Here is a 12,651-nt window from a genome sequence, read left to right as displayed (position 1 = left end):
TGATGCGTCGACTCACCATGCTGTTGCTGACCCTTGGTCTGTCGTTGCCGGCGCTGGCTGAGCATCCGCTGAGCGGCAAGCTCTGGCGCTTGTCCGAGCAACGCTTTGTATCCGAGGCTGAGCTTTTCGCTCAACTGCCCACGGATGGCTGGTTACTGCTGGGCGAGCAGCACGACAATCCGCACCACCATCAACTGCAACAGCGCTGGATAGCAGGTCTTGCCGATCGTGGCCAGCTGGGCGCCGTCGCTCTGGAGATGGCAACAACAGTGCAACAGCCCCTGCTGGATCAGGCACTGATGCGTGGCAGCACCGCCACACCAGATAGCTTGAACTGGAATGCGGGCTGGAACTGGCCGCTGTATGCCGATGTGGTCCGCCTGTCACTCGACCGAGCACCCGCCGTCATCGGTACCGACCTGACCCGTGAACAGCAACGCAGTGCCTATCAAGAGGGCGCACCCTCCGGTGACATGGGAGAACTGCACGCCAACTACATGCGTCGACTGCTGTTCGAGAGCCATTGTGGTCAGCTTCCCAAAGACTCGCTGGAGGGGATGCGGCAGGTGCAACTGGCCCGGGACCAGCAGATGGCCGAGCGTCTTGATCAGGCACAGCTTGAAGCACTCAGCGGTGTCATGCTGACCGGCACCATTCACGCCCGACATGACTTGGGGATTCCGCTCTGGCTTGAGAAACCGGCGGTCTCTGTGTTGCTGACATCGGTACAGGAGGGACGCCACGAACCCTATGACTATCTGCCGGAAAGTTATCCCGGGGCACCTGTAGCCGCTGACTATCTGATGTTCACCGATGCCATTGCCGAGCGCGATTACTGTGCTGAGCTGCAGTCTTCGCATCGAAAAACGGAATCTTCCGGATCCTGACGGGTCACTGTACCAATCATTTTCGCCATGGAGTCTGCGATGCTGTCACTGTCCATCGGTCCCTTTGCCATCTCGGCAGACCGCCTTGCCCTGCTGATCGCCTTTCTGGTTGCCCTGTTTGCCGGCTGGGTGAGCAGTCGCCGCGGTGGCAGGAATCCAGAAAGCGCCCTGTTCATTACCCTGCTGCTGGGGCTGATCGGGGCACGGCTGGGGTTTGTGCTGCAGTATGCCGATGAGTACCTGTCGCAGCCGGTGCAGATCCTCGATATTCGCGACGGTGGGTTTTGGTGGGTCAGTGGTCTGACAACCGGATTGGCTTGTGCCCTGTTTTTTTGGCTACGCCAGCCTGCAATGCGACGCCCGCTCAGCATCGGGCTGGTGAGCGGCGCACTGTTCTGGACCGCCACTGCACTGCCGTTGCAGCTGTTGCACAAAACGACTGAAGCGCTGCCACCCTTGAGCTTCAACACGCTCAGCGGAGAGGCCGTGAACCTGCAGCAGTTCAGCGGTGAACCGATCGTGATCAATATTTGGGCCAGCTGGTGCCCGCCCTGTGTGCGTGAGATGCCCGTACTGGCCGAAGCCCAGAGGTCATTACCGGATGTACATTTTCTGTTCGCCAATCTTGGAGAAGATGCACAGAGTGTGAAAGGATTTCTGCAGCAGCTGAATATCGAGCTGGACAACGTGCTGCTGGACCAGCAGAACCAGCTGGGCGCGCACTATGGTTCTCGCGCTCTGCCCACAACCCTATTCATCGATGCACAGGGACGGTTACAGGATTCTCATCTGGGCGAGCTGTCAGCGGCCAGCCTGAAGGACAAGCTGACCGCCATCCGCGCTCAGCTGCCCCAGTAGCGCACGTTGCCGGTATCGATGTGGACAAAATTGGAGCTGGTGTAGAGACCGACCCCTCCAACCTTCGCCTCGCACGCGATTCGGTGCAGCTCTTTCAGTGATGTTCCGGGCAGACGGATATCGATCGCCTTGCCCTGCATATGCAGGCTCTTCTTGGCCACACCACCGCCACCACTGGTGCGCAGCTGATTGTTGGTTTTCGGTGAGCGGTAGCCGGACACGATCTCGAACGGGTTGTTGATGTTGCCGCTCTCCACCCTGATGGTGTGCAACAGGTCCAGCAGCCGAGGATCTATCGGATGAATTTCGCCGGTGCGGAAATCACGCAACAGGTAGTTGATCTCGTCCAAGCTGGAGCTGAGGTAGCGCCCTTCTGCCCAATACGTGGTTTTCAGTTGCTCACCGGTATGCAGATGGCTGAACTGGAGCTTACGTTCAAACAGCGGCCGGATATTGGCTGCCGCCTGTGGCACATGCAGTGCCGCTGCCGTTAGAGCCAGCCCGGTCAACAGACGGCGACGTTGACGACACTCCGGTGCCGTTTCGGCATCCGTTCGGATCTGGCGTGGGGTGAACAGCATGCAGCACCTCGGTAAAATTGACAACTGTATGATTAATAAACAAATCTGGTCGAATTTTACCCAATAGTCCTGCCGTTGGCTACTCTTTAAGCACAGTTTGTGCCAGCGCACCTGGCTCGGCCTTTGGATCAGGCATGTCCGGCAGCGGCCCCAATGCCTGCTGCAACTGCCAGTCCAGCCCGTACACATCGGGGTGATAGTGCCCCTGCTGTTGCTCATCCACCCAGACGGTCAGATAAACCAGATATACCGGCAGCGGCCGCTCAAGCCTGAGCGTGTGGGTGCGGGAGATGTTCAATGCCTGCTCCAAAGAGCGCTCACCCAGCAGCCGCTGGGCAAGGTCTTCAATTTCGTCCACTCGAATACAGCCTGAGCTGAACGCCCGCTCGGTGGACTCGAACAGCGTCTGCTGCGGTGTATCGTGCAGGTAAATACTGTAGGGGTTTGACATGCCGAAGCGTATACGCCCCAGGCTGTTCAAGGGGCCGGGGCGCTGCCGCAACAGATATGGAAAATTTCGGCGCGACAGACTCTCCCAATCAATCCCCTCGGGGTCAACCGGCTGCCAGTTGCCATCCACCTTCTGCAGTACCTCGATCTGTTGGCGAGCAAAATAGTCGGGATCCTTTCGCTGCTTGGGTAACAGATCCTCAACAGCCAGGCGGAAGGGCACCGTCCAGGGTGGGTGCATGATAAGGTGGTCCACGTCCGACTCGAACGACAGGGTAGGACGGTGCGGACGACCACTGATAATTCGGTATTGCTGCACCGCTTTGTCCTGTTCAACCAGTGTCATTGAGTAGGTCCCGGTTCTGACCAGCAGGTAACGTTCGCCCAGGTCCCTTGGCAGCCAGCGCCAGCGCTGCAGGTTGACCCGTACCTGCTGCAGCTGCTGCTCCGGCGAGCGCTGTAGCGCTGCGCGGGTCGCAGGCCCCAGAATACCGTCGGGTTCCAGTCCCTGCTGCTGCTGGAACGCCCTTACCGCATCCACAACCAGTGGGGTATAGACCTCCTGCGGCTCAAACGAACTCTCTGCCGAGCTCAACAATTCCTTGCGAATCAATAACTCACGCACTCCCACAACCACAGAGTGGCTCGCCCCCGTGCGCAGCAGGCCATTCATGCTCAAATCCGGCGCCACCCATGTCTCGCGCTCATGCCGCTGCAACAGCTGCGTATAGTGTTGAACCAGACGCTGATATTCGGCTGACTGGGGCAGCAGTGCATGCAGGGTTGCCCCCACCTCTTCCGCCGCGGCGGCCTGCAGCAACAGGTCAACTGCATCAAGCGTACGGGATTGGAAACGCCACAGCCGGTCGTGCTCTTCGGCAGAAGGGGTCACGCCAGCCATATCCCGCGCCAGACGCATGAAACTGTCACTCAACAAAAGGTCATTCAATACCGGTTCAGGGCTCATGGCCGACCCGGCCGAAAACGGCTGCTGCAGTCGCGCATACTGATAATGTGCCGGATCAAACCCATGTTGCAGTGATGCCCGGATCCAGTGTTCCAGCTCCTGTTGCATCACCGTTTTCGCTTCGCCACGCGCATTGCTCCACAGCAGCTGCCCGCCGGAGCGCTCATACAGAGACTGCAGCGCCGGCCAGTCAAGCCTGTCGGTTGCCGGCAGCTCACCTGCAGCACCCGTTTGCAGCAACTGCTGCAGGTGCTCTTCAACCGATTCTGCAGCCTGTAACGGCATTGCGATCACACATAACAGCAGCAATGCAGACAGACGTTGACTCACAGCTCGCAACATCTCGACCTCGTTCGGTATTTGCCTTTCATCACTATAGCCTGTTTTCGGTTAGTGATATGCTGATACACCTTTACATACCCCGGCACCCAAGGGTTCTGGCGGTTATTTTCACGCAAGCCGTAATTGAAGGAGTCAAAAATGCAGAAATGGATAGGGGCGGGTGTACTGGTCGTGGTTGCAGGCGGTGGACTGGCCTGGCAGCAGGGCTGGCTGGGGGGCGCCGGAGGAGGCCCGACCGAGATGACGGCACACGTACCGGCTGATACGGTTATGTATCTTGGCGGCAGTGCCGATCCCGCACTGATGCAGCAAATGCGCGATACCCCGCTGATGCCGGTCTCGCAGAGTGAGCTGAGCGAACTGATTCAGGAGCTGCACAACGCAGGGGAAGACAGTCCTGCCGCCCGCTTTGCGCGCCACCTGCTGGCCGATCTGCTTACCCACTCCACCACCTACGGTACATTGGTGGACCACTACGGCTTTGACCTGGCACGCCCACAGGCGATCTACATGGACGGCCTGGTACCAGTGATCCGCATAGGCGTGACGGACGAAGCCACCTTCTGGGCACCGTTGGATGAAGCCTCGGCCGCCAGCGGGCTGTCGTCCACTGACACACAGTTGGGTGACACTACCGTACGCACCTGGCGACTCAATCCCGAACAGGATCGTATCGTGGATCTGGCTGTTCGCGTCAAAGACGGCGTTGCCACGATCAGTTTTTTCATCTACAGCGATGACCTGGCCGCCAAACGCCTGCGCATGGCTCTGGATCTGCCTGAGCAGTCACTGGCTGACAGCGGCGAACTCCAGGAAATTCAAAAAACACATGGTCTTGACGAGAGCATGACCGCCCTCATCCACTTGGAACGACTGGCCCGTGGCATTCTGGAACCTGGCAGCAACTCGCTGGCACGCCAGCTGCACCCGGTCATTCAAGCCTCATCCGGCAAGTCGATCGAGCAGCAGCTGGAAGCAAGCTGTCGCAACGAGTTGGTGGCGCTTATTGCACAGATGCCACGCCTGGTGGCGGGCAATACGGGCCCAACATCCGGCAGCGAATTGAACAGTCGTTCGATACTGGAATTGAAAAACGGTGCCGTTGTGGAGAACCTGAGCAAGCTCAGAGGCCATATCCCGGCACACAGCCGTGAGGTCGAAAACCAGATTCTCGGACTGGGCCTTGGTCTCAACATTGATAACCTGGTCCCTGCCACGACTGCTCTATGGAATCAGTTTACCCAAGCTGACTTCAGCTGCCCTCAGCTGGTCAGCGCTCAACAGCAGATGGCGAATGTCAGCCCGGCAATGATGGGGCTGTTTGCCGGCATGGCACAAGGCACATCGGGAGCCGGTTTCTCGCTATATGATCTGCAACTAAGCCCGACCCAACCGATTCCAGAGCAGTATGACTTCCTGCTCAGTATCGCCACGGCCAACCCTCAACCGTTATTGTCCCTGCTCGGCAGCACGCCATTTGGCCGTATGATCAGTATTCCACAGGATGGCAGCCTGAAAGAGCTGGATCTGTCGTTTGTTGCCCCTGGCATTAGCGTCAATGCTGGTATTCAGGGCAACCACATTGTCGTGTTCAAGGGTGAAAAGGCTCAGCAGGCCGTGGAAAAGATCGGGGCAGAGTCATTGGACGCCAACGGGCTCAACAGCCTCAGCATCAATTATCCTCGTCTGGCAGATCTGGTGGATCAGATTCCAGCCCCCATCGCTGCACAAATGGATACCGGTACAGAAACCGGCTGTGTTTCTCAGGTGCAACTGTCCGAGCTGCTGCGTGCTCAAGCCGGCAGTATTGGTTACCACTCCGATATCAACGCTCAGGGCTGGGTGACCGATATGGATATGCGCCTGGCAACCGGAAACCGTGACGCAATCGATCCCGTTGGCAACTTTGTAGTGGTCGACAAAACCTTCGAATGTGAAGTGGGTGAAGAGGCTGGTTACGAAGAGATTCGCAAGGATGGCACAGGACGTTACGTTTATGCTGACATGGACTGCGAGCTCTATCAGAGCAACTACAACTGGAACGTTGAAGGCCGTACGCTGAAGATCAGCACCATTGATGCGCAAAACCGCGAAAGCTGCTCTCAGGAATGGGCTCCGGCCGAAGCGATCGACACCCAGTGTATGCTGATTCCGGCTGACAACGGCTTCCGCTGCCTGTTCGACGGCGAACAGGGCAAAACGCTGCTGCACTACATTCCGGAATAACCAGACTTGTGCACCATGCAAAACGCCGGGCAATCGCCCGGCGTTTCTGTTTTGGCTGTCCGCGTCGGTTCTGGCTGAACGGTGGCTACACCACCTCAGCCAGATTGCCCTTCAGTTCCAGCCAGCGCTTGCGATCGGGCGAGCGCTTTTTCGCCAGCAGCATGTCCATGATCTCCATGGTGTCATCGCCACTGTCCAGCGTTAGCTGCACCAGCCGGCGGGTATCGGGCGACATGGTGGTCTCGCGCAGCTGCAGCGGATTCATCTCGCCCAGCCCCTTGAAACGCTGTACGCCGATCTTGGCGTTCTTGCGCTCGGCACGGATCCGCTCCACGATGCCATCTTTCTCGGCATCATCAAGGGCGTAGTACACCTCCTTGCCGAAGTCGATGCGGTACAGTGGCGGCATCGCCACATAGATATGACCGGCCGACACCAGTGGCTTGAAGTGGCGTACGAACAGGGCACAGAGCAGCGTGGCGATATGCAGGCCGTCAGAGTCGGCATCCGCCAGAATACAGACCTTGTTGTAGCGGAGACCATCCAGCTTGTCAGAGCCGGGATCAACCCCAATCGCTACCGAAATGTCATGGATCTCCTGTGAGCCCAGCACTTCGGCCGGATCCACTTCCCAGGAGTTCAGAATCTTGCCGCGCAGCGGCATGATCGCCTGAAACTCACGGCTGCGGGCCTGTTTGGCAGAACCGCCCGCCGAGTCACCCTCTACCAGAAACAGCTCCGACTGACTGGCATCGGCGCCGGAACAGTCCGCCAGCTTGCCGGGCAGCGCCGGGCCCTGGGTCACTTTCTTGCGCACCACCTTGCGCCCGGCACGCAGGCGGCGCTGGGCGCTGGCGATCACCAGTTCAGCCAGTTTTTCACCCTCTTCCACATGACGGTTGAGCCACAGAGAGAAGGCATCCTTGATCGCACCTGAAATGAAGGCCGCAATCTGGCGCGAAGACAGACGCTCCTTGGTCTGACCGGCAAACTGGGGGTCGCGCATCTTGGCCGACAGGATATAGCAGCATCGGTCCCAGATATCATCCGGGCTCAGCTTGACGCCGCGCGGCAGCAGATTGCGGAATTCGCAGAACTCGCGCATCGCTTCCAGCAGACCAGTGCGCATGCCGTTGACATGAGTACCACCCTGAGCGGTGGGGATCAGGTTGACGTAGCTTTCGGCCGTGACTTCGCCACCATCGGCCAGCCACTGCACCGCCCATTCAACCGCATCCTCTTCCCCCTGCAGACTGCCGCTGAACGGCTCGGTGGGCAGCGTTTCGTATACCTGTGTGGTGCCACGCAGATAGGCGATCAGCCCATCTTCGTAATACCACTCTTCCTGCTCCTTCTTGCCGCCGCTGAGATCAGTAAAGGTAACCTTCAAGCCGGGGCAGAGTACCGCCTTGGCGCGCAGGTTGTGCTTGAGCCGGGTGACACTGAATTTGGGCGAGTCGAAATACTTGGGATCAGGCAAGAAGCGCAGGCTGGTGCCGGTATTGCGCTTGCCGCAGCTGCCGATCACTTCCAGCTCGGATACCTTGTCGCCATCGGCAAAACCGATGCGGTACACCTGACCGTCGCGCTTGATCTCCACATTGAGCAGCTTGGACAGAGCGTTCACCACCGACACACCAACCCCGTGCAGACCCCCGGAGTAGTTGTAGTTATCGTTGTTGAACTTGCCGCCGGCGTGCAGTTTGCACAAAATCAACTCTACCCCGCTGACGCCCTCTTCCGGATGGATATCCACCGGCATGCCTCGACCGTCGTCAGCCACACTGAGAGAGCCGTCTTCATGCAGGGTGACATCGATCTGTTTGGCATGTCCGGCCAGGGCTTCATCGACCGAGTTGTCGATCACTTCCTGTGCCAGATGGTTGGGGCGGTCTGTTTCTGTGTACATACCCGGCCGGCGGCGTACCGGATCCAGGCCACTGAGCACTTCTATCGCATCGGCGTTATATTGCTTCGACATCGGGTGTTCCTGTTCAGGGGGCCGCAATCGGCAGCGCAACAGGCACGGGCAGTTCAACTCTGCCCTCGGCAAATGCCTGTACGGCCGGAATCAGCGCCTCAAAATGTTCAAATCCATGACTGCCGCCCGGCTGCACAAACTGCGCACAAGCGGCATATTTATCCACAGCTTCGCGGTAATCCAGTGTTTCATCACCACTTTGTACCAGCAACAGGTAGCGCGACGGGTCCTGCAACTGCGGGCAATCCAACACCAGCAGCTGCTCCAGATGACGCTCTGTCAGTTGATACTGTTCGCGGGTATAGAGGTTCGTGTTTTGTCCCAGCCACTCTTCCAGCAGCCGATACGGATAGACTGCAGGGTTGACCAGCACCGCTCGCAGCGCCGGATTGTGCTCCACCAGCCAGGTACTGTAATAACCGCCCAGTGAGCTGCCGATCAGCGTGACCGGCCCATTGGCCGCTGCAATCTCGGCTTCCAGCTGCTCAATCGCCTCGGCCGGCCAGTGCGACAGGGCTGGCACTCTCAGCTGAGCTGCGTGTCCCTGCCGCTCAAATGCTGCCTGCAGGCAGCGGGCCTTCCAGGACTGGGGCGAGCTGTTGAAGCCATGCACGTATATAAAAACCGGCGCGTTCATGAGGTTAACTCGTGTGGCAGCTGCAACGAATGGGCATCCACTTGACCGTCAGGATGGAGCCTGTACCAGCGCGCGCCCGGAGTGGCACGCGACGGATCTGTTTCCAGCTCGAACTGTTCACAGCCGGCACGAAACTGTACCACGGTCGAAGGCGCCGACCAGAGTGGACGTCCGGCAAAGCTCAGCAGCTGCAGTTGATGCAGGTGGCCACAGATCACACCACGTACATGAGGAGCGGCATCAACCAGATCAGCCAGCGCCGTCGAATTTCCCAGACGGATCGCATCCTGCCACACACTGCCGGTGGGGGTCGGATTGTGATGCAGTACCAGCAGTGTGGGTCGTTGCGGTGCCTGTGCCAACTGCCGTTGCAGCCAGTCCAGCTCGGACCGGCTCAGACTACCGCTGCCGCGGCCATCAGGTTCCGAGGTGCTGTCGAGCAACAGCAGGGTCCAGTTTCCGCTGTGGATAACTTTATGTCCCAGTTTTCCCGTGTGGTCAGCCAGCTGCATCGCGGCTGTTACATCGTGATTGCCGGGGATCCAGTGCACACAGAGGCTCAGTGGCGCCACAATTTGCAGCAGACGCTCATAGGCATCCGGTCCGCCATGGTGTACCAGATCACCGGTCAGCAGCAGATGGTCGAAGGGGGCAAACTCGGACTGCAGCCACTGTACCAGCCGGATCAGGCACTGATCTGCATCACGACCACGAAACAGCTCACCGGCCACCGGCGGCAGATGACAGTCACTCAGCTGCAACAGCCGAGTCATTCGGCAAACACCTCTTCCAGTAACTGGCCGTGAGCCAGACAGTGGCTGAGCCATTCGTGCAGATAGGTATTGAGCTGTGCCTTTTCATCCGGTTGGTGCATCTGCCGGTTGGGGTAGGGATATACCCCGGACAGCTGCCTCCGACGCATGCAGATCACTTCCGCAATGCGGGCATCGTGGTAGAGCCTGACCACCAGACGCGGGGCATCAAGCCATTCGGATACATTTTCGTACTGATGCGACACCAGTACGGTAGTGGTATAGGTAAAGCGCTCTTCCACCTGCAGCCGTACCAGCGCACGGTGGCCATCATGCACCAGCTGAAACTCGCGTTTGTCGCAGTAATCCAGGTCCGGCAACAGCTTGAGCAAGCGCATGTAGTTGCCCTCGCCCACGGCCTGCTGACGTTTCAGGTTGGGGACATACTTACGCTTCATGACCCACTCCCGACCCTTTCAAACGGTCATGGTTGAGCTGCAGCCACTGCAGCGCAATAATTGCGGCCGCATTGTTGACCACCCGCTGCTGCACCAGCGCAAAGGCTTCAATGGCCGGAATCACATGCACCTTGATGTCTTCACCCTCTTCATCAAGACCGAATACGCCGCCCGATTCGGGAGCATCCACCAATGCGCAGAAAAGCTCGATCCACTCATCGCAGCCACCGGGACTGGGCAGATAACCTGTGATCGGGATCAACTCACCCAGTTCGATGCCAGATTCTTCGATACTTTCACGCCGGGCCACATCTTCCGGCGACTCTCCCGGCTCAACGATGCCGGCCACCAGTTCCAGCAGCCAGGGGGCATCCGTTTTGGTCAGTGCACCGGCACGGAACTGTTCCACCAGAACAACTGCATCACGGGCCGGGTCGTACAGCAGTACACAGACTGCATCACCACGGTCCAGCAGTTCTCGCTGAATACGTACCCGTCCACCCTCAAAACGAGGGTGACTGAGCGTCAACCGATGCAGGCGAAAGAATCCCTGATACAGCGGCTCATCCTGCTCCAGACGGACATCGGTCAGATTGAATGCGGGTTGCCAGACAGGGGCCATTACTCCACCTCAGCTCGCGTTGTTGGGATACGCGACTATACCACCGGCAGACAGCAGACCCCAGCCCTGCCGGGATTCAACCGCGAAGGCGCAGCTTCGGTTGACGCATGCGCTGGAAAAGTTGCAGCGCGGCCTGTCCCGAACGCACATGCAGAGGACGTCGGATCTGATCCGGTCGCAGCAGTGGCTGTGGGCATGTAGAAGGCATGCCCAACAGGAACCCTTGACCCAGGCCTATCCCCATCTGCTGCAGAGCGCGCATCTCTTCATAGCGCTCAATGCCTTCCGCCAGTATTTGGCAGCGCAGATTGCGCCCGATCCGGCCAATTGACTGCACGAACTCACGCTTGACCGGGTCACGATCCAGGTCACTGATGAAATGTTTGTCGATTTTGACGAACTCTGGCTGCAACTCGGACCAGAGGCGCAGACCGGAGTAGCCGGCTCCAAGATCATCAATCGCAATCTGAAAGCCCATGCTGCGGTAGTGTTCCACCGCCGCCCGCGTCAACCCCTGATGGTCGAACGGATGCTGCTCGGACAGCTCGATTACGATCGATTCCAGCGGAATATCCAGCTGACGCAACAAGTCGGCAGTAAAACCATGCTGGTGGTCCGGTGAGCTAAGCAGGGACGCGGTTACGTTCAAAAACAAAAGCCCACCCGGCTTCAATTCAGCAAAGCGGGCCAGCGAGCACTTGCGACAGAGCAGCTCCAGCTGCAGTTGATGGTCATGACGGATAGCGGCCTGAAACAGGCGCGAAGGTGCATGCAGTATGCTGCCGCGGGGGCCACGAATAAGTGCTTCATGACCAATCGCCGTCCCGCTGCGCAGGTCCATGATCGGCTGGAATACGGGCTCCAACAATTCCAGACGCAGAATTTGCTCAAGCTCGGCCCGTTCTGCCGCCAGCAGCGTGGCGGATGGTAAGGGTGGCGGTGTGGACATTGGGCTCCCCGGTCGATCGTAATGATAGCCGGGCAAGCCTATTGCATCTTGATGACACTTGAATGACAGTCTGGATCGCTGCTTCAGACTCAGGACTGGGCAGCAGCCAGTGCTCTCAGCTGCTGAATTTCATCCTCCCAGATTTCCGGCTCGATGGTTTCCAGTACCAGCGGTATACCCTCGAAACGACTGTCACGCATGATGTATTCAAACGGCGCCCAGCCGATCTCCCCCTGCCCCAGACTGTGGTGGCGGTCGATGCGGCTCTCCAGCGTCCCCTTGGAATCGTTCAAGTGCATGCCGCGCAGGTATTCAAAACCGACGATACGTTCGAACTCGGCAAAGGTCTGCTCGCAGGCTTCTGGGGTTCTCAGGTCATACCCGGCAGCGAAGGTGTGACAGGTATCGAGGCAAACACCCACACGGGACTTGTCCTCAACCTGGTCAATGATCGCCGCCAGCTGCTCGAAGCGAAAGCCCAGGTTGGAGCCCTGCCCGGCGGTGTTCTCGATAACCGCTACAACATTCTCGGTCTTGGCCAGCGTCAGGTTGATCGACTCGGCAATGGTCGCCAGACAAGTTGTCTCATCGACTTTTCTGAGATGACTGCCGGGATGGAAGTTCAGCAGTCTCAGCCCCAGCTGCTCACAGCGCTGCATTTCGTCCAGAAAGGCTGCACGGGATTTTTCCAGCGGCTCCGCCTCCGGATGGCCCAGATTGATCAGGTAGCTGTCATGCGGCAGGATCTGATCGGCATTGAACCCCAAGCGTTCACAGTTGGCCTTGAACGCCTTGATGCTTTTGCTTGTCAGCGGTTTTGCATCCCAGCGGCGCTGGTTTTTGGTGAACAGAGCAAAGGCGTTGGCACCAATTTTGGCCGCATTCAGCGGCGCATTTTCCACCCCGCCGGCTGCGCTGACATGGGCTCCGATATAGTACAT

12 protein-coding genes are annotated in these 12,651 nt (G+C 58.6%); 3 read left to right on the top strand and 9 right to left on the bottom strand.

Annotated features, from left to right (window positions below; all coding sequences use genetic code 11):
• Positions 1-2 precede the first annotated feature (2 nt).
• Together CFI10_RS02075 and CFI10_RS02070 are read left to right on the top strand one after the other, a co-directional pair.
• A complete protein-coding gene (locus CFI10_RS02075) occupies positions 3-887 on the top strand; it encodes a ChaN family lipoprotein (RefSeq protein WP_206838742.1) in 885 nt (294 codons plus the stop codon).
• Between the two features lie 39 nt (positions 888-926).
• On the top strand, positions 927-1,745 hold the full coding sequence (locus CFI10_RS02070) for a TlpA disulfide reductase family protein (protein ID WP_206838740.1): 819 nt from the start codon (positions 927-929) through the stop codon (positions 1,743-1,745).
• On the opposite strand, the gene mepK is transcribed toward CFI10_RS02070, so the two are convergent.
• The gene (mepK, locus tag CFI10_RS02065; protein ID WP_206838738.1) at positions 1,730-2,326 is read right to left on the bottom strand and encodes a peptidoglycan L,D-endopeptidase MepK; all 597 of its coding nucleotides are present in this window, start codon (positions 2,324-2,326) and stop codon (positions 1,730-1,732) included. The two genes, CFI10_RS02070 and mepK, sit on opposite strands and share 16 nt — an antisense overlap.
• A 79-nt stretch (positions 2,327-2,405) precedes the next feature.
• Entirely contained in the window at positions 2,406-4,073 is a 1,668-nt protein-coding gene (locus CFI10_RS02060; RefSeq protein WP_206838736.1) for a L,D-transpeptidase family protein, read from the bottom strand.
• A 150-nt stretch (positions 4,074-4,223) separates the two neighbouring features.
• On the opposite strand from CFI10_RS02060, the gene CFI10_RS02055 reads away from it, so the two are divergent.
• Complete coding sequence (locus CFI10_RS02055) at positions 4,224-6,311, top strand: hypothetical protein (RefSeq protein ID WP_206838734.1); 2,088 nt, start codon at positions 4,224-4,226, stop codon at positions 6,309-6,311.
• Positions 6,312-6,396: 85 nt separating this feature from the next.
• Here the strand turns inward: CFI10_RS02055 and parE are convergent, their stop codons facing one another.
• The 7 genes from parE to nfo form a co-directional block, all read right to left on the bottom strand.
• Positions 6,397-8,292 (bottom strand): DNA topoisomerase IV subunit B, encoded by a 1,896-nt coding sequence (gene parE / locus CFI10_RS02050; protein ID WP_206838732.1) that lies wholly within the window; start codon positions 8,290-8,292, stop codon positions 6,397-6,399.
• A 13-nt stretch (positions 8,293-8,305) separates the two neighbouring features.
• A complete protein-coding gene (locus tag CFI10_RS02045) occupies positions 8,306-8,929 on the bottom strand; it encodes a YqiA/YcfP family alpha/beta fold hydrolase (RefSeq protein WP_091822685.1) in 624 nt (207 codons plus the stop codon).
• Positions 8,926-9,702, bottom strand: a complete 777-nt coding sequence (locus tag CFI10_RS02040; RefSeq protein WP_206838730.1) for a metallophosphoesterase — start codon at positions 9,700-9,702, stop codon at positions 8,926-8,928. The genes CFI10_RS02045 and CFI10_RS02040 overlap by 4 nt, the downstream gene beginning before the upstream one ends.
• A complete protein-coding gene (locus tag CFI10_RS02035; protein ID WP_091822689.1) occupies positions 9,699-10,139 on the bottom strand; it encodes a DUF1249 domain-containing protein in 441 nt (146 codons plus the stop codon). The genes CFI10_RS02040 and CFI10_RS02035 overlap by 4 nt, the downstream gene beginning before the upstream one ends.
• Complete coding sequence (locus tag CFI10_RS02030; protein ID WP_091822692.1) at positions 10,129-10,761, bottom strand: NUDIX domain-containing protein; 633 nt, start codon at positions 10,759-10,761, stop codon at positions 10,129-10,131. Before CFI10_RS02030 ends, CFI10_RS02035 begins: the two co-directional genes overlap by 11 nt.
• A 76-nt stretch (positions 10,762-10,837) precedes the next feature.
• Positions 10,838-11,710 (bottom strand): EAL domain-containing protein, encoded by an 873-nt coding sequence (locus CFI10_RS02025; protein ID WP_206838728.1) that lies wholly within the window; start codon positions 11,708-11,710, stop codon positions 10,838-10,840.
• A gap of 89 nt (positions 11,711-11,799) precedes the next feature.
• Positions 11,800-12,651: a deoxyribonuclease IV gene (gene nfo / locus CFI10_RS02020; protein ID WP_206838727.1), complete on the bottom strand. Its 852-nt coding sequence runs from the start codon at positions 12,649-12,651 to the stop codon at positions 11,800-11,802.

The organism is Marinobacterium iners (genome assembly GCF_017310015.1).
GTDB lineage: Bacteria > Pseudomonadota > Gammaproteobacteria > Pseudomonadales > Balneatricaceae > Marinobacterium > Marinobacterium iners.
The sequence above is the reverse complement of the archived record's forward strand: the minus strand, read 5'-3'. Positions and strand labels throughout refer to the sequence as shown.